General features: G+C 74.1%; 24 protein-coding genes. 10 read left to right on the top strand and 14 right to left on the bottom strand.

Annotated elements, in window-relative coordinates; all coding sequences use genetic code 11:
- Position 1: 1 nt before the first annotated feature.
- Entirely contained in the window at positions 2-775 is a 774-nt protein-coding gene (locus FVA95_RS15440) for an enoyl-CoA hydratase-related protein (protein WP_149664854.1), read from the bottom strand.
- On the bottom strand, positions 772-1,764 hold the full coding sequence (locus tag FVA95_RS15435) for an LLM class flavin-dependent oxidoreductase (RefSeq protein WP_161992320.1): 993 nt from the start codon (positions 1,762-1,764) through the stop codon (positions 772-774). Before FVA95_RS15435 ends, FVA95_RS15440 begins: the two co-directional genes overlap by 4 nt.
- A 122-nt stretch (positions 1,765-1,886) precedes the next feature.
- Between FVA95_RS15435 and FVA95_RS15430 the strand changes: the two genes are divergently transcribed.
- Positions 1,887-2,219 carry a Dabb family protein gene (locus tag FVA95_RS15430; RefSeq protein ID WP_149664852.1) on the top strand — a complete coding sequence of 111 codons (333 nt, stop codon included), beginning with the start codon at positions 1,887-1,889 and terminating at the stop codon, positions 2,217-2,219.
- A gap of 79 nt (positions 2,220-2,298) precedes the next feature.
- Here FVA95_RS15430 and FVA95_RS32955 read toward each other — a convergent pair whose 3' ends face one another.
- Together FVA95_RS32955 and FVA95_RS15415 are read right to left on the bottom strand one after the other, a co-directional pair.
- Positions 2,299-2,586 carry a hypothetical protein gene (locus tag FVA95_RS32955; protein ID WP_240051524.1) on the bottom strand — a complete coding sequence of 96 codons (288 nt, stop codon included), beginning with the start codon at positions 2,584-2,586 and terminating at the stop codon, positions 2,299-2,301.
- Positions 2,587-2,636: 50 nt separating this feature from the next.
- Complete coding sequence (locus FVA95_RS15415) at positions 2,637-3,515, bottom strand: SDR family NAD(P)-dependent oxidoreductase (protein WP_149664851.1); 879 nt, start codon at positions 3,513-3,515, stop codon at positions 2,637-2,639.
- Positions 3,516-3,562: 47 nt separating this feature from the next.
- Between FVA95_RS15415 and FVA95_RS15410 the strand changes: the two genes are divergently transcribed.
- Positions 3,563-4,165 (top strand): TetR/AcrR family transcriptional regulator, encoded by a 603-nt coding sequence (locus FVA95_RS15410; protein ID WP_240051522.1) that lies wholly within the window; start codon positions 3,563-3,565, stop codon positions 4,163-4,165.
- A 67-nt stretch (positions 4,166-4,232) separates the two neighbouring features.
- Here FVA95_RS15410 and FVA95_RS15405 read toward each other — a convergent pair whose 3' ends face one another.
- Positions 4,233-5,012 carry an SDR family NAD(P)-dependent oxidoreductase gene (locus tag FVA95_RS15405; protein WP_149664850.1) on the bottom strand — a complete coding sequence of 260 codons (780 nt, stop codon included), beginning with the start codon at positions 5,010-5,012 and terminating at the stop codon, positions 4,233-4,235.
- A 57-nt stretch (positions 5,013-5,069) separates the two neighbouring features.
- Between FVA95_RS15405 and FVA95_RS15400 the strand changes: the two genes are divergently transcribed.
- Both FVA95_RS15400 and FVA95_RS15395 read left to right on the top strand, forming a co-directional pair.
- A complete protein-coding gene (locus tag FVA95_RS15400; protein WP_161992319.1) occupies positions 5,070-5,555 on the top strand; it encodes a MarR family winged helix-turn-helix transcriptional regulator in 486 nt (161 codons plus the stop codon).
- A gap of 50 nt (positions 5,556-5,605) precedes the next feature.
- On the top strand, positions 5,606-7,072 hold the full coding sequence (locus tag FVA95_RS15395) for an MmpS family transport accessory protein (RefSeq protein ID WP_149664848.1): 1,467 nt from the start codon (positions 5,606-5,608) through the stop codon (positions 7,070-7,072).
- A gap of 28 nt (positions 7,073-7,100) precedes the next feature.
- Here FVA95_RS15395 and FVA95_RS15390 read toward each other — a convergent pair whose 3' ends face one another.
- The 3 genes from FVA95_RS15390 to FVA95_RS15380 form a co-directional block, all read right to left on the bottom strand.
- The gene (locus FVA95_RS15390; RefSeq protein WP_149664847.1) at positions 7,101-7,592 is read right to left on the bottom strand and encodes an inorganic diphosphatase; all 492 of its coding nucleotides are present in this window, start codon (positions 7,590-7,592) and stop codon (positions 7,101-7,103) included.
- A gap of 140 nt (positions 7,593-7,732) precedes the next feature.
- Positions 7,733-8,218 (bottom strand): hypothetical protein, encoded by a 486-nt coding sequence (locus tag FVA95_RS15385; RefSeq protein ID WP_149664846.1) that lies wholly within the window; start codon positions 8,216-8,218, stop codon positions 7,733-7,735.
- 10 nt (positions 8,219-8,228) lie between these two features.
- Positions 8,229-8,726, bottom strand: coding sequence for a phenolic acid decarboxylase (locus FVA95_RS15380; protein WP_149664845.1), 498 nt, complete (start codon positions 8,724-8,726; stop codon positions 8,229-8,231).
- 57 nt (positions 8,727-8,783) lie between these two features.
- Between FVA95_RS15380 and FVA95_RS15375 the strand changes: the two genes are divergently transcribed.
- Both FVA95_RS15375 and FVA95_RS15370 read left to right on the top strand, forming a co-directional pair.
- The gene (locus tag FVA95_RS15375; protein WP_193564359.1) at positions 8,784-9,218 is read left to right on the top strand and encodes a MarR family transcriptional regulator; all 435 of its coding nucleotides are present in this window, start codon (positions 8,784-8,786) and stop codon (positions 9,216-9,218) included.
- 128 nt (positions 9,219-9,346) lie between these two features.
- On the top strand, positions 9,347-9,946 hold the full coding sequence (locus FVA95_RS15370) for a hypothetical protein (protein WP_240051520.1): 600 nt from the start codon (positions 9,347-9,349) through the stop codon (positions 9,944-9,946).
- Between the two features lie 8 nt (positions 9,947-9,954).
- Here the strand turns inward: FVA95_RS15370 and FVA95_RS15365 are convergent, their stop codons facing one another.
- From FVA95_RS15365 to FVA95_RS15340, 6 genes are all read right to left on the bottom strand, one after another.
- The gene (locus FVA95_RS15365; RefSeq protein WP_149664844.1) at positions 9,955-11,325 is read right to left on the bottom strand and encodes an MFS transporter; all 1,371 of its coding nucleotides are present in this window, start codon (positions 11,323-11,325) and stop codon (positions 9,955-9,957) included.
- A gap of 87 nt (positions 11,326-11,412) precedes the next feature.
- Positions 11,413-12,000 (bottom strand): DUF1275 family protein, encoded by a 588-nt coding sequence (locus FVA95_RS15360; protein ID WP_149664843.1) that lies wholly within the window; start codon positions 11,998-12,000, stop codon positions 11,413-11,415.
- Entirely contained in the window at positions 11,922-12,161 is a 240-nt protein-coding gene (locus tag FVA95_RS33930) for a DUF1275 family protein (protein WP_149664842.1), read from the bottom strand. The genes FVA95_RS15360 and FVA95_RS33930 overlap by 79 nt, the downstream gene beginning before the upstream one ends.
- Positions 12,162-12,219: 58 nt before the next feature.
- Positions 12,220-13,377 (bottom strand): DUF1990 family protein, encoded by a 1,158-nt coding sequence (locus FVA95_RS15350; RefSeq protein ID WP_240051518.1) that lies wholly within the window; start codon positions 13,375-13,377, stop codon positions 12,220-12,222.
- Positions 13,378-13,443: 66 nt separating this feature from the next.
- Entirely contained in the window at positions 13,444-13,626 is a 183-nt protein-coding gene (locus FVA95_RS15345; RefSeq protein ID WP_020623321.1) for a DUF4177 domain-containing protein, read from the bottom strand.
- A gap of 26 nt (positions 13,627-13,652) precedes the next feature.
- On the bottom strand, positions 13,653-14,378 hold the full coding sequence (locus FVA95_RS15340) for a MerR family transcriptional regulator (protein WP_149664841.1): 726 nt from the start codon (positions 14,376-14,378) through the stop codon (positions 13,653-13,655).
- A 139-nt stretch (positions 14,379-14,517) separates the two neighbouring features.
- On the opposite strand from FVA95_RS15340, the gene FVA95_RS15335 reads away from it, so the two are divergent.
- Genes FVA95_RS15335 through FVA95_RS15320 form a run of 4 tightly spaced genes read left to right on the top strand, consistent with a single transcriptional unit; the run spans position 14,518 to position 18,942 of the window.
- Entirely contained in the window at positions 14,518-15,153 is a 636-nt protein-coding gene (locus FVA95_RS15335) for a DUF3159 domain-containing protein (RefSeq protein WP_149664840.1), read from the top strand.
- The gene (locus FVA95_RS15330) at positions 15,150-16,445 is read left to right on the top strand and encodes an MFS transporter (RefSeq protein ID WP_240051516.1); all 1,296 of its coding nucleotides are present in this window, start codon (positions 15,150-15,152) and stop codon (positions 16,443-16,445) included. Before FVA95_RS15335 ends, FVA95_RS15330 begins: the two co-directional genes overlap by 4 nt.
- Positions 16,442-17,041 carry a hypothetical protein gene (locus FVA95_RS15325; protein ID WP_149664839.1) on the top strand — a complete coding sequence of 200 codons (600 nt, stop codon included), beginning with the start codon at positions 16,442-16,444 and terminating at the stop codon, positions 17,039-17,041. Before FVA95_RS15330 ends, FVA95_RS15325 begins: the two co-directional genes overlap by 4 nt.
- On the top strand, positions 17,038-18,942 hold the full coding sequence (locus FVA95_RS15320) for a S9 family peptidase (protein WP_240051514.1): 1,905 nt from the start codon (positions 17,038-17,040) through the stop codon (positions 18,940-18,942). The genes FVA95_RS15325 and FVA95_RS15320 overlap by 4 nt, the downstream gene beginning before the upstream one ends.
- The last annotated feature ends 44 nt before the right edge of the window (positions 18,943-18,986 follow it).

Raw genomic sequence — 18,986 nt, 5'->3', positions numbered from 1 at the left:
GTCACCGTCCCGTGTAGACCGGTTCGCGGCGTTCGAGGAACGCGTTCACGGCCTCCTTGGAGTCCTCGTAGCCGGACAGCTCACGGGTCCGGTCCTGCTCGAACTCGTAGCCGGACCTGAGGTCGCGGTACTCGATGCCGTTGAGGCTGCGCTTGGCCAGCCGCAGCGTGACGGGGCTGTGCCGGGCGATCGACCGCGCCAGCTCCCGGGCCTTCGCGAGCAGCTGCTCCTCCGGGACGATCTCGACGATGCCGCCGTAGGGCAGCAGCGTCTCGGCGGGGTAGAGGTCGCCGGTGTAGTGCATCAGCCGGACCACGCCCTGCGGCACGAGCCGGGACAGGTGCTTCGCGCCGCCCAGCACCCCGACGGTGACCTCGGGGGTGGCGAACCGGGCACCCTCCGCCGCGACGACGAGGTCGCACGATGCCGCGATCGCCAATCCCGTCCCCACGGCGGCCCCGTGGACCGCCGCGATCACCGGGTAGGCGGAGTCGTAGATCGCCCAGAACGCCTCCCGGGCCTGCTCGAGCTGCTCCGGGGCGTTGTCGGGGTCCAGGGTCCGGAACGCGTCGAGGTCGTTGCCCGCGCAGAAGTGCCTGCCCCGGCCGGCGAGCACGACGACGCGTGCCCCGGGGAGGTGACGCTCGACGTCGCCGAAGAACGCGCGGATCTCACGGTAGAACTGCTGGTCGACCGCGTTCACCGGCGGGCGGTCGAGCCACACGGTGGCCACCGGGCCCTCGGTCTCCCACTTCAGGAACTGCAGATCGCTCACGGGGTGTCCTCTCCTCGACGGTGGTAGGCGGCGGCGAACGCCTCGAGCTCGCGCGGGACGTCGCTGCCCGCGGGCTGGAAGTGGAGCCAGTCGCAGCCGGCCTTCTCCAGCTCGGCGAACCGGTCCCGCCACTGGTCACGGGTCAGCGCGAGCCCGGCCGCGGTGATCACCTCGCCGGTCACGAAGGGCCGGTCGATCTCGTTGACCCCGACCACGTGCCGGTCGTGCAGGGCGATGTGACGGACGCCCTCGGGGATGTGGTCGTAGGCCGCGGCCCACGCGTGGCCGCTCTCGCCGAGCAGCTCGTCGATCACCCCGTGCTCGACGGCCCAGTGCAGGAACAGCCCCGCGCCGTGGCCCGCGGCGTCGATCACACGCTCGGAGCCCGGGTCCTCGCCCTCGTCGAGCACGGTGCCGATGAGCATCATCATCTGCGGCCCGAAGTCCGGCTCGGGCGCGGTGATCCGGAACAGCTCCGCGCCCAGGGACCGGGCGACCCCCGTACCCTTCGGGCCCTCGCCCGCGACCCCCCAGGGAACCGAGATCGGCAGGGCCGGGCCGAAGCGGGCGTCGGGCTGGATGAGCTGCATGGTCGCGCCCTCCCACTCCACCTGCTCGCCGCGCAGCAGGGCCCGCACGACCTCGGTGTAGTGCTCGACCCGCGCCCACGGCACCGGTGGTCTGCCCATGGCGAGGCGGCCGGTGAAGCCGCTCCCGATCCCGATGAGGACGCGGTCCGGCCCGGCCGTGTGCACCAGCGTGGTGATCGCCGAGGCGGTGACCATCGGGTGGCGCAGACTCGGGATCAGCACCCCCGGCCCCAGCACGATCCGGTCGGTCCGCTCAGCGGCCTGGTTCAGCACCATCCAGACGTCCGGGTACAGCGCGGGCGAGTCGTAGCACAGCGCCCTCTCGTAGCCGAGCTCCTCCGCGATGCGGATGTGCTCCGGAGTCTCCAGCGACGTGGCGAACGAGCATCCCAGCTTCATTGTCGGGTCTCCCGGTCGAAGGGGTCGGGAGTCGGAAGTTAGGGGCCATGGACATAGATTGTCAATCGACGATAACTGGATAGCATGGCCGAGTAGGCTCATCAGCAGTTGTGAACGTCTGAATGTCCATCACTGCTCACTGGTACGACATGGAGGTCGACATGCTGGTGCACTGCCTGACGCTCACGTTCACGGAGTCCGCGACCACGGCCGACGTCGAGGCGTTCCGGGACGCGATCGCGCGGCTGCCCGGCCAGGTCGGCGTCCCCCTGCGCACCCGGCAGGGTCCCGACCTCGGTGAGCGTCCGACGAACGCCGACTACGCGGTCGTCTCCGAGTTCGCGAGCGTCGAGGACTTCCGGACCTACCTCGCCCACCCGGCCCATCTCGCGGTGCCCCGGGACCACGTCCGGTCCGCGCACAGCGTCCAGTTCCACGTCGTCGAACCGGACTGAGCCTCGGTGGCCCGGTCTCCGGTGCCGACCCGTCGTGGCGCGCACCGGGCGCCGTCGGGCCCGTGGCGTGGCGGGCCGGTCAGCCGAGCGGGTCGCGTTCGGCCCGCTCGCGACGGAGTCGGTCGAGGTCGTCGGTGGCCAGCGCGTTCCAGAACCGCAGGGCCGCGTGCTCCATCTCCAGGCCCAGTTCGATGGTGATCATGCGCGGCTCGGCCCACTCCTCCCGGCCGTGCCCGAGCTGACCTCGGCGGGCCCGGACGAGCACGGGTACCGGATCGGCGCGGTGGTGCGGCAGCGCGCGGTCGAGCACGATCCGGCGGCCCGGGAGGTCCCGCTGATCGGGATGGCCCTGCCGTTCGTCGGGCATCGCGAGCTGCGCAGTGCGGGCCGGGACGGCATGAGGCCGGTCCCGGTGGGTCAGGTCGTGGCGGCCGGAGCCGGCCAGACGAAGCGGTCGTCCGCGGCGTAGTCCTCGCACCGGGCCTGCAGCGCTGCGGTGACCTGGTCGGGGGCGTCCGCCCCGACCAGGAGCCGGAACGGGCCGTCGGGTGCGTGGACGTGCCGGCGCAGGGCCTCGACCGCCTCCGCCACGGGCGCCCCGAGCGGACCGTCGGTGTGCCACGGCACCTCGGCCGTCCCGAACAGCTCGCGCCGGAGGTCGTCGCAGTCCGCGGAGGGGGTCGCGAAGTGCATCCCCGCGCCCGCCCAGTCCGTGTCGAACCCGCCGAGCTGGGCCACGGTGACGCGGATGCCGACGCGCGACATCTCACCGGCGAGCGCCTGGGAGAAGCCCTCCAGGCCCCACTTGCCCGCGTTGTAGAGGCCGAGGGTGGGCATGGCGCCGACCGCGCCGGTCGTCGAGATCTGGACGATGTGCCCGGCGCCCCGGGCGCGCAGGTGGGGCAGCACCGCCTGCGCGACCCACAGCGGGCCGAGCAGGTTCGTGTCCACGATGCCGCGCGCCTCGGTCTCGTCGACCTCCTCGATCGCGCCGACGAGGCCGTACCCGGCGTTGTTGACCACGACGTCGAGCCGGCCGAAACGCGCGATGCCGGAGGCGACCGCGGCTCGGACCGCGTCCCGCTCGCGGACGTCGGCGACCGCCACGTGCAGCGTCGACGGGAACTCCCGGCCCAGGTCGGCGAGCACGTCGGCGCGGCGGACGGTGGCCACCACCCGTTCCCCGGCGTCGAGCGCGGCCCGGGTCAGCGCCCGACCGAGGCCGCGGCCGGCGCCGGTCACGAACCAGACGGGTCGTTCGGTCACGGGGCTCTCCTCGTCGGGGCGGGCGCTCATGGCCGCAACGATACGGAACGTTCCGTATCGATTGCTATCGTGGCCGGGTGGACGACGACAGCCGTGACCACCCGCCGGCACCGGTCGGTCGCTCCGAACGGGCACGGACGGCCGCGCTCTCCGCGGCGCTGGCCCTGGCGACGGAGCTGCCGTATCCGCAGGTGACGATGGAGGCGATCGCCGCACGTGCCGGTGTCGGCAAGGCGACGCTCTACCGGCGGTGGCCGCACCGGGGTGCGCTGCTGGTCGACGCCGTGGCCCACCGCAACGCGGCGGCCGCCGGCGGCGGGATACCGGACACCGGCGACCTGGTCGCCGACCTGACCGCGGTGCTGCGGTCGGTCGTCGACGAGCTCGCGGACCCCGGATGGGACGCGCTCCTGCGGGCGCTGTGCGTCGAGGCGCTCGTCGACACCGAGGTCGGGGCGCAGGTGCTGGAACAGGTCTTCGCCCCGCAGATCACCCTGTTCGCCGACCGGTTCGCGACGGCCAGGGCCGCCGGTCAGATCGACGGCTCCGTGGGCGACGTCGAGGCGTTCGAGCTGGTCGTCGCGCCGGTCTTCCACCGGTGGCAGCTGCGGACCGGGGTGCTCGACCACGCCTACGGCGACGCCGTCGTGCGGCGCGCGTGCCGGGCGCTCGCGCCCTGAGTGCCCGGAGGTGCCCCGCCGCGCGGGCGGCTGGTCGACTCCGGTGTCCCGGGGACCGTCGAGCCGCTCAGTGCCGCGACGCCGGTGCGAACCCGGGAACGCCCGCCCGCGCGGCCGACCCGAGGAACGCCCGGCGTTCCGCATCGATCCGTGCGGTGATGCCGGGCTCGGCGGTCGGGCCGAACCCGACCTCCGGCCGGGACCCGTCCAACAGGGGGAACACGGCGTCGCAGAACTCGTCCGGGTCGGCGCCGTGGGCCGCGCCCGGTCCGGCGAGGCCCGTCGCCACGGCGGGCGGGATCAGCTCGACGACCTGGCAGCGGGTTCGGTCCAGCGCCTCCCGGAGGGTCACGGTGTAGCTGTGCACCGCCGCCTTCGCCGCGCTGTAGACGGGAGCGAACGTCTGCGGGACGAAGGCGCCACCCGAGCTGACGTTGACCACGAGAGCGGGTCCGCCCCGGTCCAGCATCATCGGGACGAGCAGCCGGGTCAGGTGCAGCGGAGCGGACAGGAGCACGTCGATCTCGTTCTGGACCTCCGACCACGGGACGACGTCCGCGGCGATCCCCACCCGCCGTTGGATACCCGCGTTGTTGACCAGGACATCGAGCTCGGGCAGCACCCGGCGGACGTGCTCGGCGAGCCGTTCACGCTCCGTGGGATCGGCCAGGTCACCGGCGAAGGTCTCGACACCCGGTTCGCCGGCGGCGACCGTGGCGAGCCGACCGGGGTCCCGCCCGGTGACCAGGACCCGGTGCCCCGCTCGTCGGTAACGCCTCGCGAGCCCGAGTCCGATGCCCGCGCTGCCTCCGGTGACCAGGACCGAGCGGGTTCCAGGTGTTGTCATGTAAACCATGGTGGACCTGGAGGGTTTACATGACAACCTGACAGTAGGATGATCTGCATGACACCGCCGCTGGACGAGGCCGAGACCGCCCGGTGGGCCGCGTGGAAGCGCGCGAACGATGCCGTGAACGCTGCGGTCGCCACCGCGATCGCCGACGCGTCGGGGCTGTCGGTCGCGGACTTCTCGGTGCTGTCGCGGGTCGTCGAGCACGGGGGCGGACGGATGGCCCAGCAGGAGCTCGGGGACATGCTCGGGTGGCAGCGGGCGCGGCTGTCGCGCCACCTGGGACGGATGGCGGAACGGGGACTGGTCGACCGCGACACCGACGCCGACCGGCGGCGTCGGGTCGTCGTCACCGAACCGGGCCTGCGCTCGCTGCGGGCGGCCCGGCCCGCGCACGCCGACGCCGTCCGCCGGGCGTTGCTCGCCCCCACCTCCAGTCCGGGGGGCGACGAGTTCTGGGCCACGGTCGTCCGGCTCGCCGACCGCAAGGACTCCCGCGCTGGTGGGGCCGAACGGGGTGATGGCAACCGCGGTCCGTAACCGGTGCGCCTCCGATTCGTTGAATCGACACGGCTACCGCAGGGGGCGTCGTGTCAGGACCGAGATGGGACCCGGACCCGGACCCGGACCCGGACTCGGGTCGCTGGGTGCTCGGGGACGAGTCGTCCCCGGTGGCCCGCCGCGGACGACGCCGGTCGGTCGAGGTGATGGACCGGTCGGACGGCGATGTCGCGCTCCCGGCCCGGGATCTCTCGCCCGAGGACCTCGTCGCCGGCATCGTCTTCCCGGCCGCACGGGAGCCCGGGCGCCGATCGGCCGGGACGCGGGACCACCCCCGACCGATAACGGAGCGTGACGATCTCGCCCGGCGAGGAGCAGGTCGGATCGACCACGGCTCCCGGCGCGGGCGTCGCCGTGCACCCGAGAGCGCCGGACCGGGCGCGCCCTCGTCCGACCGGGCTCCCGGGGGATCACCGGCCGAGGACCCGTACGCCGAGGACCCGTATGCCGGGGACCCGTATGCCGAGGATCCGTACGCCGGAGGAGCGCGTCCGACCGGGACGGTGCGGCCCCGGCCGCACCCGGTGCGCCGGCCGCCGACGGTCGCGTCCCCACCCGGGCACGGCCACAGCGGCCGTGCCCGCCACGGCGGCCGCCGGCGGGCCGAGGACCGCGCCGGGAGTCGGTACGGCCTCGGCGGGTTCGCGGCCGCCGGCCCCGGCGACGACCCGGACCTGTGGGAAGGTCCGGGGACCGGACCGGGTCCCGACCTCGGTGCCGCCCGGTCCCGGCCCGTCGACCGGGCCCCGGAGACGACGTGGGACGCGCGCAGGCTGCCGCTCGTCGAGGCCCGGCCGGCCGACCCGCACGACCTCGGGTACGACCCGCGCGACCTCGACCTCGACCGTGGTGTCGACGCCGACACCCACCTCGACGCCGACACCCACCTCGACACCGACACCGACACCGACGACATCGGGGTGGGGCCCGGCGACCGCCCGGAGGACCCGCCGCGGCGCGGACGCCGACGTGCGGTGCGGGCGGAGCCTCGTCGACGCCGATGGCCGTGGGTCGTCGGCGTCGCCGCGGCGGCTGCCGCGGTCGTGCCGATCGGGTTCGCCGTGTTCGGCGGGACCGGGGACGAGACCCCGGCCGCGTGGCGGGAGGGTTCGGTCGCGTTCGGGAGGTCGTCCGGCGGCGGCCAGCCCGGCGTCGTCCCGGCCGCCGACACCCCGGTGGCGGACATCGCACCGAACGGCGCGCCGGCTCCCGACGCCGCCGCGGGCGCGTCGGGTGAGGTCACCTTCGAGGTGAACGGCTCCGGCACGTCACGAATGATCACCTTCGGCGGTGGGTCGTCGGTCGGCCAGGCCTCCGAGGTCCCGCTGCCCTGGCGGCGGGCCGTCCCGGCCTCGGACGAGCCCGCCGAGTACTCGGTGACCGCGTCCGGCGGGGACGGCGAGATCTCGTGCCGGATCCTCGCCGACGGTGCCGTCCTCTCCGAGGAGACGGCCGGGAGCGGCTACTCCGCGGTGTCCTGCGTCGGCCGGCGCTGACCGGCGACCCCGGCGGGTGGCGCCGCGGTCAGTGCCCGGCCTCCCGGAACCGCTTCCGCGACCGCTCCAGCTCCGCCTCGGCCGCCGCCCGGTTCGCCCAGTCGGCGCCCTCCACACTCTTGCCCGGCTCCAGGTCCTTGTAGATCTCGAAGAAGTGCTGGATCTCCCGGCGGTGGAACTCGGGCAGGTGGTGGATGTCGCGCAGGTTCTCCAGCCGCGGGTCGTGGGCCGGGACGCAGAGGAGCTTGTCGTCGCCACCCGCCTCGTCGGTCATCCGGAACATGCCGATGGTGCGCACGAGCACGAGCACCCCGGGGAACAACGGCTCGCCGGTGGTGACGAGGAGCGCGTCGAGGGGGTCACCGTCCTCCCCGAGCGTGTCCTCGACGAAGCCGTAGTCGCCCGGGTACTGGGTGGCGGTGAACAGGGTGCGGTCGAGCCGGATGCGCCCGGACTCGTGGTCCACCTCGTACTTGTTGCGGCTGCCCTTCGGCACCTCGACCAGCATGTCGAACTCCACGGGCTCCTCCGATGCGTTGGCGTCAGGTCAAGGGCATACACGCTCGCCCGTCGGGGCGCACCCTGCGGAGGGGCGGGGACCGCGTGGCGCGCTCGGCGGTGCCGGTGGGCGCCGGGCGGTGCCGCCCGGCCCGGCCGCGCTCAGGGCCCTCGGTCGTCGGTGACCCCGTCGGTCCAGCCGGCCCAGCCGGAGAAGTCCAGGGTCCCGTCTCGGTCGAGCCGATCGGCGAACGCGAACAGCGCCGGTGCCGCGGTCGGGTGCACGTCGAGGGCCTCGCGCAGCTGCGCTCCGACGCAGGGCAGGTCGGTGAACACCGTCAGCCCCCACACCGTGCAGGCCTGGCCACCGGGTGCGCGGACGAGCGGTCCGAGCGCCCGGACCGCGGCGAGCAGCTCGGCGAGCAGCTCGGCGAGCAGCTCGTGGTGCGCCGGGTCGGTCGCGGCGGTGGCCACCGCACCGCCCGCGGCCCAGGCCAGGCCCTCGACCTCGTCGTCGGCGCGGTCGTCGACCCAGGCCGCCCGCAGTGGCCCGGCGAACCGGGCGACGGCGTCGGCGAGGGTGGCCCGGCCGGCCAGCAGGTCCTCGACGAGGGCGCGGTAGGTGGCCTCGGCCTCGGCGAACTCCACGGAGCGCAGGCTAGTTCCTCCGGTCGGCGAAGCCGGCGGGCAGCTCCTCCGGGCCGACGGCGATGACCGACTCGTCGTCGACGCCGACGTGCTCGAACAGCGTGATCTCGGCGAACTCCGGGATCGTCTCGATGGGGTAGGTCGGCCCGGCGTCGCGCAGCTCGCGCATGCGGTCGAGGTGCTCGTTCTGGAAGCAGACGGTCTCCCTGCCGTCGTCGGCGACCCAGCGCGGGAAGAAGATGGTGCCGTGCAGGCGCCGGCGGACCGGCATCACGCAGACGACGACCGAGGTGCCGGTCGGCTCGTTCCAGGACACCTTGTAGACGCCCTCGTCGAGCCGGACCAGGTCCACCTCCTGGTCCTTCACCCAGCGCCCGCCGACGTGGCCGCTGTGGATCCGGTAGTCGATGGTGTGGTCGTTCTTCACGTACATCTCGTACTGCCAGCCGTTGTCGTAGGTGTAGATGAACCGGTGGCCGACGACGGCGGTCAGATCGTTCTCGTCCATGCCGATAGTTTTGACCCAAAATTGTTTTGTGGCAATGCGACGTGCGACACTGTGCCGGTGACGACGACCGCCGCGCTGCTCGTCCGTGAACTCGGTCCGCTGCGGCGGACCCTGCTGCGCCGCGCCAGGACCGCTGCCGACCTGCCGGATCTCTCCGAGGCGCAGATCGAGCTGCTCCGCACGCTGGCCACGGCCGGGCCGCTCGCCCCGAGCGAGCTGGCCGCGAGACTGCGCCTGGCCCGCTCCACCGTCAGCAACCTGTTGCGCACGCTCACCGCCGACGAGTTCGTGCAGCGACGCGACGGTGCCGACCGGCGCACCGTGCTCGTCGCCGTCGCGCCACGGGCGACCGAGGCGCTGGGCCGCTACGACGCGGCGGCCGAGACCCTGCTCGGTGTGGCGCTGGAGCGGCTCGCCCCGGCCGACCGTGCGGCGCTCGCCGTCGCCGCCCCGGTGCTGGCCCGGCTCACCGGGGCCCTCGACGAGGGCTGACGCGGCGCTGTTGTCCGGACCCCGTCTCCTCCCTGCGGTGGAGGCGCGAATCGTCCTGTGGACCGATTCGCCGGAGTGCGCCGAGGGGCAGGCTCGGAGACGACCCCGAGCCACCTGCGAAAGGCCCCATGATGACGACCGAGTGCCCGGCCATGGTCCGCCTGAGCGACGCCATCGGCCGCACGGTCGCGGCCGGTACCGCCCGCGCCACCCTGCTGATGGACCTGTCGGGGACCCGCGCCATGGGGGAGGCGCTCCCGCGACGACGGCGCCCGCTGCCGGCCCTGGCCCGGGCCGTCCTGCGCCGGGTGCCCCGGCAGGTCGTGACGAGCGGTGTCCTCGACCTCGCCCGGCGCCGCGCCATGGCGGGCCACGACCACATCGCGTTCCTGCAGATCGAGGACCGGGTCTGGAGCGGGCGGCCGGGGCGCAGGCTCGACGCGCTGGGCCTCACCGACCCCGGCCGGATCGTCACCCCGCTCGCGGCGTTCGACCGGCTCGCCGAGGTCACCGAGGCCGTCGACCACGGCGTCGTCGCCGACCGCGGCGAGCGGTGGCGACGGCTGACCGTCACCACCGCCGACGGCGAGCCGGGCGAGGTGTGGCTCGACGGCGCCCACGTGCGCCGGATCCGGCTCCCCGAGCAGCGCCAGGACTCGACCACGGTCACCCTCGACGCGTTCGGCACCGACGTCGACGACCGCGACTGGACCCGGCTGCCGGGCTGAGGCCCCGGTCAGCCGGCGGCCGCGGTCATCCGCTCGTTGTCCCGGCGCACCGAGCGCGCCGCGAGGAACAGCCCCACCGACGCGATCGCCATCGACAGCGGCACGATCACGGCCAGGGCCTGCCGCAGCCCGTTCGCCGCAGCGTCGGCCGCGCTCGCTCCGGCGGCGAGTGCGTCCGCGGCGAACGCGTCCGACAGGGCACCCGCGATCACCGGCCCGACCGCCCCGCCCAGCAGGTAGAACGCGGCGAAGAAGACCGCCGTCGCCGTCGACCGCAGCCGTGGCCCGACGACGTCGGCGACGGCCGGGTAGGCCGAGGTGTAGTAGAGGTACTGCAGCAGCCACCCGGCGCCGAACAGCACCACGAACGTGCCCGTCGCCTCCGGCCCCACGGACAGCGCGAACCAGGTCAGCGGGACCGACACCAGCGTCGCCACCGCACCGACCAGCACCCGCGCACCCGTCGAACGGCGGGCGGCCCGGTCCGAGACCCAGCCGCCGACGAGCAGTCCGACCAGCCCCGTCACCCCGACGACGACGCCGGTCAGCACCGCCGCCCCGGTCAGGGACGCACCGAAGTAGCGCTGGAACAGCGGCACGGTGAAGGTGTTGACCGAGTACGAGGCGAGGTTCGCGCCGATCCCGGCGATGATCAGGAACCACATGGTCGGGACGGCCAGGACCCGGCGGAACGGCCGGTCGACCGGCATCGGCGTCGGCGTGGAAGTCGATGCCGCCGCGGCCGCGGTCCTCGACGCCGGTTCGGACGCGCCGCGGCGGGGCTCGCGCACCAGGAAGAACCCGGCCGCGATCAGCAGCCCCGGGATCGCGGCCAGCACGAACGGCGCCCGCCACGTCCCGAACGCCTCGGCGATCGCGCCGACCGAGAAGTAGGCGAGGACGAGCCCGACCGGCAGACCGAGCTGGAACAGCCCGAACGCCCGCGCCCGCTTCCCCGCCGGGTAGAGGTCGGCGATCGTCGAGTTCGCGGCGGGCGCGTAGCTGGCCTCGCCGACACCGACGCCGACCCGCATCAGCAGCAGGGAGACGTAGTTCCAGGCCGTGCCGCTCGCGGCGGTCAGCAGGCTCCACGCCACGATGCCCCAGCCCATGATCCGGGCCCGCGAGCGGTGGTCGGCGAGCCGCCCGAGGGGGAGCCCGCAGACCGCGTAGACGACGGTGAACGCCGCCGCCAGGACGCCGATCTGCAGGTCGGAGAGCCCGAACTCCAGCTTGATGGGCTCGGCGACGATCGCCGGGACGGCCCGGTCGTAGAAGTTGAACGTGTTCGCGGCGAACAGCAGCGCCAGCACCCGGCCGGCGTTGGGGGCCTGTGCGCCCTGCTCGGTGGGCAGGAATCGTTCGCGTTCGGTCGTCATGTGGCCCCCGGTCCTCGGCGCGGCCGCGCCGTTGCGGCCACCCGGGTCAGACTGCCCGACGGGGACGATTCCGTCACCGTCCACGGTTCATGCCGTGCCCGTGGCCACCATCGACCGGGTCCGGTCCGCGGGGCGGCCGTCCGGGCGCAGCCCGACCGGTCGCCGGGAGCGCGCCGCGGCCGCGGCGAGTGCCGTCGCGGCCGCCAGCAGGGTCACCGGCACCGCGACGACCCCGACCGGGAGGACCCGGTGCAGCGAGCCCGTCGCCGCGACGGCGAGGACGAAGACCGCGATGCGGGCGCCGGCTCCGGGGTTCCAGCTGCGCCCGGCCGGGTCGACCATGCCCGACACCCAGTTCGTGACGACCCCGGTGAAGTAGTTGGTGGGAGTGCCGGCCGGGCCGACCCGGCGCAGCGTCGCCCCCTGCAGGCCCATGGCCAGGGTCGCCGTCCCGATCATCGGCTCGACGGGGAAGGTGTGTCCGGGACCGCCGAGCAGCCACGCGAGGCCGAACGCGGACAGGCCCGCGAGCTCCAGGCCGAGCGTGACACCGACGGCGCCCCGGGCCGGCAGCCTCCGCTCGGCCAGACCGGCCGTCACGGTGCCGGCGACCAGGCCCAGCACGTAGCCGCCCAGCGCCCAGGCCGCGGGGGCGAGCGCCGGGGCCGACCCCAGCCCCGGCCGAGCGCCACGAAGCTGCCGGTCATGGCGCTGACGACCACATCGTGGAACGCCGTGAACGAGGCACCGTCCAGGGCGCCTGCCGCCGCGGCGAGCAGCAGCGGTACCGCTGCGAAGATCCGTGCCGTCCGGGAGTCATGATCTGTTGAGAGCACGGCGGCAGCATTCGGCCGTTCGGCCTAACGTGACGCTAAGTGCCGGGCAATGATCAGCTCACCGGACGGGGCGCGGCGGCCAGGACGCACGCCGGGTCCGCACCCGCACCCCGTCGGGGACCCGGCCCCCCGACAGGCCCCCGGCGCGCAGGCAGAAGTGCGTCCACATGTGCAACTGGATCTCCTTCCCGACCCGCAGCACGTCGAACGCCAGCGCCGCCGCGCGGTCCCCGGGCCGCGACCAGGTCTCGATGCGGAACCCGATGCCCCGGTCGTCGTCGCTCGCGGAGAACTCGATCTGCCCGGCCTCCAGATGACCGGCCAGTGTCGCGAACCGGAACGACGTCGCGTCGCGGTGCACCACTCGGACCGGCCCGTTCCACGGTGCCGGCATGAGCACCACGTACTCGTCACCCACGACGAGCTCGCCGAGCCGCCCGCGCGTCTTGCGGAAGGTGACGACCTCCGACGGGGCGAGGCGGTCGAGGTCGGCGCACACCCGTTCCATCAGGGCGGCCGCGTCGAGACCGCTGTCGCGTACGTCGACGGTGAAGACGCGGTGCAGCAGCGGTCCGGACCCCTCCTCGACCGTCTTCACGTGCGCGTCGACCAGCTCCTCCGGCAGCGCGGGCGGCAGGTCGGAGGCATCGCCGACCGCCTCGGCGCGGTCGATGTGCGGCAGGCGGCGCAGGTAGCGCGTGGCGGTCAGGGCGAGTCCCGCGGGATAGCGCAACACCGCGCCGGCGCGGCGCACCGGGCCCGGCTGGGGGGTCGGTTCCGTGCGCCGTGCCGTGGTCAGCCGGGTTCGTTCCGCGTAGTGCTCCACCGCCGCCACCAGCCGTTCCGGGTCGGTGACGGTCACGGTCATCCCGGGGTGTCGCAGCGCGCCGAACGGGTCGAGCGCCGGGACGGGGCGGTGGAACCGGATGCACACACCCCGCTCGGTGGCGCTGCCGAACGTCACGCCCCGGTCGGCGAGCGACAGCCGCGCGCCGAGCACCTTCACCGCGCGGAACGGGCCGGTGAGCTGGGCACCCGCCAGGTTCCGGACCGGTGTGGCGAGCGAGAAGAACCCGAAGCGGACCCGCAGGCCGTCGTCGTCGAGGTCGACGTGGGCGTCCGACGGATCGCCCACCCCGAACGGCAGCAGCGCCGCGCCGAGGCGCGGGTCGAGGTCGAACGGGTGGCGTCGGGGCGACGCGGCGGAGTCGGGCACACCCGCGGGTACCCGCTGCGCGCCGACCGACGCAGATCGACGCAGATCGACGCAGGCCCGTCCGGGTCATCCCCGTGCCCGCTTGAGGATCACCCCGATCTCGATGGTCTGCCCCGCTCCGACCGCGGGCACGATCGTCCCGACCGTCTCCCATCCCTGGGAGCCGAGCTCGTTGAGCTCCTGCTCCATCCCGGGATAGTCGAAGCCCTTCCAACCGAGCTTGTACTTCAGCACCTTGTGTTCGAACATCGGTCGTCCTCTCCGTGAACGGGTGGTCAGTCGGTGGCCCGCAGCAGTTCCCTGAGGCGGACGAGGACGTCCAGCTGGGCCGGGTTGTAGAGCTCCCGCATCGCCGCGCTCGTCGTCTCCGCGAGGACCCGCGCGCCGCGCGGGGCGTCGTCGTCCGGGCCTGCCAGGTCCGGATGGGCCGCCTGGATCCGCCGCACGTACGGCGCCATCCGTTCGGCGAGATCGGCGCGGACGTCCTCGCCGGCGTCGGGGGGCAGGCGGTCGAACTCGCCGTCGGTCGGGTCGGTCGGCAGGTCACGCAGCAGCTCGCCGTAGGCGGTCAGCTTGCGCGGCCCCATGAACCGGCTCATGAGCAGCATCACCGACCGGTCGGACTCGGTCAGCGCGGCCGCCTGCGCCGGCGCCATGGCCACCGGCAGGTCCGCCGGGGCCCGGCGGTCGATGATGGTGGCGAGCTCGAGGCGGGCCCGCTGCAGCCGTTCGATCGTGGCGGCGAGCTCGGCGTCGAGCGTGCGCAGCGCCTGCTCGGGATGGTCGCCCTCGTCGAGGGTGTCCGCGATCTGCGGCAGCGAGAACCCGAGATCGGCCAGCCGCTTGATGCGCAGCAGCCGCACGAGGTGCTCGACCCCGTACTGCTTGTACCCGTTGGATCGTCGCTCGGGCTCGGCCAACAGCCCCACCTGGTGGTAGTGCCGCACCGCCCGCAGGCTGGTTCCGGCCAGCTCGGCGACCTCCCGGGTGCTCCACGTCATGGTGAGGAGCCGACACCGTGCCGTCGCGGCATGGTCAAGCCGGCAGTGACCTGGACCACACGCCAGGGCCTTCGGCTTGAGTGTGCCGCAGCGGCACGGACTTCCCTCGTCGCAGCACACCACGACGAGGGAGGACGGCATGACCATGACCGAGCCGCAGCAGGACGAGACCCGCGACCGCGCCACCTCGAGCCTGCTCGACCAGATGGGCGGGACCGCGGGGTTCGTCTACTCGACGATCCCGGTGATCGTGTTCGTGACGGCGAACGCCTTCCTGTCCCTGCCGCTGACCATCGGCATCGCCGTCGCGACCGGTCTGGCCCTGTTCGGGTACCGGCTGCTGCAGGGGGAGAGGTTCAGCTCGGCGGTCGGCAGCCTGCTGGGCGTCGCGCTGGCGGCCGGGGTCGTCGCCTGGACCGGATCGGCGCGCGACTTCTTCGCGATCGGCATCTGGGCCGCGTTGGCCGGGTTCGTCGTCACCGCCGGCTCGCTGCTGGCCCGCAGGCCGCTCACCGGCGTGATCTGGAACGCGATGCACGGCGGTACGCACCCCTGGCGCTCGACGCCCGCGGTCCTGCGCGCCCACGACCTCGCCACGGCAGCCGCCGCCCTGGTGTTCGGCGCGCGGTTCGGGATCCAGCAGTGGCTCTACGTCGTCGAGGCCACCGGCGGGCTGGGCGTCGCCCGGGTCGCCATGGGCACCCCGCTGACCGTGCTGGCCGCGCTGGTGGTCGTCTGGGCGTTCCGCCGCAGCACGAAGGCCCTGGTCCGGTGAGGGCGCTGCGACGCAGCCCGGCACTGTGGCTCACCGCCTACGGGCTGACCCTGCTCAGTGGCGGGATCATGGCGGCGGTCCTGCCGCTGCTGGTCCTGCAGCGCACCGGGGACGTGCTGGCCGCGGGCGTGCTGGCGACGGTGACGACGACGGCGTCCGCGCTGACCGGGCTGGTGTCGGGCCTGGTGGTCGACCGGGTCGACCGCAGGCTGGTCACCGTCGTCGCCGGGGTGCTCGGGGCCGCAGTGGTCGCGGCACTGCCGGTCGTCGACGCGCTGTGGGGGCTGGGCATGACCGCCTTCCTGGTGCTCGGCGTGCTGGGGGCGGTCGTGCGGGTGCCCGCGATGACCGCGCAGGAGGTCCTGCTCCCGGCACTGGTCCGGCTCGACCCGCGCCCGGGTCGCCTCGACCGGCTCGTCGCGCTGCGGGAGAACCTGGCCAACGTCCTGCTGCTCGCCGGTCCGGCGGTCGGCGGCCTGCTGGTCGTGTTCGCCGGCCCGGCGTCGACGGTGCTCGTGGTGACCGCGTCGACGAGCCTGCTCGCGGCGCTGACCGCGGCACTGCTCGACCCGCGGGCCGGTCGGGTCGAGGGGGTGCTGCGCACCGCTCCGGGGGGTGCGGTGCGCAGGGCCGTGCGGGATCTCGCGGAGTCGTGGGTGTTCCTGGCCGGGCAACGGCTGGTGCTCGGGGCGACGCTGGTGTCGGCCGTGCTGGTCGCGGTCATCGCGGCCCTGCAGACGACGCTGATGCCGGCCTACTTCACGGCTCTGGAGCTGCCCGCGCTCGCCGGGCTGACGCTCAGCGCACTCGCCGCGGGCGGCCTGGCCGGCTCCGTGCTGTACGCGGCGCTGGTGAACCGGGTGCGGCGCCGGACCTGGTTCGTGTTCGGGATGCTCGGCTTCGGCGCCGGGTTCGCGCTGGTCGGGAGCCTCGCCTCGCCGTGGCTCGTGCTCGGTGCCGCCGCGCTCGTCGGGTTCACCAACGCCCCGGTCGGCGCGGTGCTCGGGGTGCTCACGATCGAGGCCACCCCGGACCCCCTGCGCGGCCGGGTCCTGGGCGCGCAGAACACCCTGCTGCTCGCCGCGCCGGCACTGACCGCGGCGCCGGTCGCGGCGCTGGCCTCGACCTCCGGCCTCAGCGCGGCCGGGATCGCACTCGCCGCGGTCGCGGTCGGCACCGCGCTCGTCGCGCTGGTGACGCCCGCGTTCCGTGACCTCGGTGAGCCCGGAGAACCCGGCGAGCCGGGTGCGGCCGACGCTCTCGCCCCGCCGGTGACGGCGGGTGTCCGGTGAGCCGGCGGCTGCGGCCGCTGCGTCGCCACGAGATCCTCACCCGCTCGCTGTACGCGACCCACCTCCCCGAGACCGGCGGCCCCGGTGCGCAGTGGACCGTCGAGGTCGACCAGGCGCGGGACGGGGACGCCCGCCTCTACCGCGACGGGGAGCAGGTCGCGCGGGCCGGGATGCCGGCGTCGCTGCCGGTGCCGGGCGGCCGGATCGAGGTCGACGCCGGCCTCTACGGCATCACCCGGATGCACCTGGTCACCGACGACGGCGGGGAGCGGCGGCTGCCCCCGGTGCCCGGGACGCTCGAGCACCGCCGCGCGCGGCTCGCCCGTCGCTCGCCTGCCGTGAGCCGCACGATCGCGGCGGTCGCCGTCGCCGTACTGCTGGTCAACCTCGTCCTGGCCGTCCCGGTGGCGCTGGAGCTGCTCACCGGCATCGACGCCGTCGCCGCGCGGTTCGGGACCTTCACCTCGCCGATCACCCTTCCCGGCTGGCTGAACACGGGCCTCCTGGTCGCCGGTGTCGCCGCCGCGGCCGAGCGCGCGCTGACCTGGCGCCGCCACCGCGTCGTCGACGCCGAGACGATCTGGACCGCGTTGTGACCGCCGACCCGACCCTGGAGACCACCATGGCCCTGCCCGGCCGGATCCCCGCCCGCGATCTGCTGCGGATGCCCGACCGCACCGCCGCGACCCTCTCCCCGGACGGCACCCGCCTCGCCTTCCTGGCCCCGTGGAAGGGACGCCTGAACGTGTGGGTGTCCGATGTGGATGGTGGCGGCGAGCGCTGCGTCACCGCCGACGAGACCCGCACCGTGCTGCGCTACTTCTGGACCGACGACCCCCGTTACCTGCTCTACCTGCAGGACACCGGTGGTGACGAGAACTGGCACGTGTTCCGCGTCGACCTGACCGCACCGGACGCGCCAGCGGTCGACCTCACGCCGTTCGAGGGCGCGACGACGTTCGGTGTCGAGCAGCGCCCGGGACGCCCCGGGACGCTGCTGTTGCAGAGCAACGCCCGCAACCCCGTCGAGTTCGACCTGTGCGAGCTCGACGTCGCGACCGGGGAGCTGACGGTGCTCGCGCAGAGTCCGGGCGGCGGTGACGGCTGGACCCTCGTCGGCGACGAGCTGCTGCGCGAGACCCTCACCGCGGACGGCGTCGGGCAGGTGTGGCGCGGCGACGACCTGGTCGCGACCTTCGACGGCGACGCCCACCCGCTCGGCGTGTACCCCTGCGAACCGACCCCGGACGGCACCGGCATCTGGGTCGGCACGTACGGCGACGGCGACCGCCTGCACCTCGGCCGTCTCGACACCACCACCGGTGAGGTCACCGTGGTCGACCGGCACCCCGAGCACGACATCGACATCCGTGCCCAGATCTTCCCCAGCCTGCCGTCGGCGCTGATCCGCCACCGCGGCACCGGTGAGCTGCTCGGCGTCCGCTACCTCGGTGCGCGGCAGGAGATCCGGACCGTCGACCCGGACTTCGCCGAGGTGCTCGCCGCGTTGCGCGACCTGTGCGACGGCGACCTGAGCGCGGTCTCCGGTGACGTCGAGGGCCGTCGGTGGGTGGCGACGTTCGTCCACGACCGGGACCCGCAGACCTGGTTCCACGACCGCGCCACGGGGGAGTCACGGCTGCTGTTCCGCCAGCGCGCCGACCTCGACCCGGAGCAGCTCGCGCCGGTGGAGCCGGTCACGATCACCGCCCGCGACGGCCGGGAGATGCTCGCCTACCTGACGTTGCCGGTCGGTGTGGCGCCCGAGCGGCTGCCGATGGTGCTGATGCCGCACGGCGGACCGTGGGCGCGGGACTGGTGGGGCTTCGACCCGAGCGTGCAGCTGTGGGCCAACCGCGGCTACGCGGTGCTGCAGCTGCAGTTCCGGGGGTCCTACGGCTTCGGCCGCGCCCACATGGAGGCCGCGGTCGGGGAGTTCGCCGGCGCCATGCACGACGACCTGATCGACGCCGTCGACTGGGCCGTCGCCCGCGGGTACGCCGACCCGGACCGGGTCGCGATGTTCGGCGGCTCCTACGGCGGCTACGCCACCCTGGTCGGGATCGCGTTCACCCCGGACCGCTTCGCCGCGGCGGTGGAGTACGTCGGCATCTCCGACCTGGCGAACTTCCTGCGCACCGTCCCGGAGTTCACCCGCCCCGGCCTGGTCAACAACTGGTTCCGCTACGTCGGCGACCCGGCCGACCCCGCCCAGGAGGCGGACATGCTGGCCCGCTCACCGATCACCCGGGTCGACGACATCCGCACCCCGCTGATGGTGGTGCAGGGCGCGAACGACGTCCGCGTGGTGCGCGCCGAGTCCGACAACCTCGTGGCGGCGCTGCGCGGACGCGGGGTGGACGTGGAGTACCTGGTGTTCGACGACGAGGGCCACGCCATCGTGAACCCGGAGAACCTGGTGACGATGTTCGAGACGGCCGACCGCTTCCTCGCCACCCACCTGGGGGCCGAGGAGACGGCGACGGGGAAGGCGTAGCCCTCGGGATCCCGGGTAGGCGTGCTCCGAACCCACTACTCCAG

Origin of the sequence: Pseudonocardia sp. EV170527-09 (genome assembly GCF_008369905.1) — a bacterium.
In the GTDB taxonomy this organism is placed as follows: Bacteria; Actinomycetota; Actinomycetes; order Mycobacteriales; family Pseudonocardiaceae; genus Pseudonocardia.
This window is presented reverse-complemented; position numbering and strand designations above follow the sequence as displayed.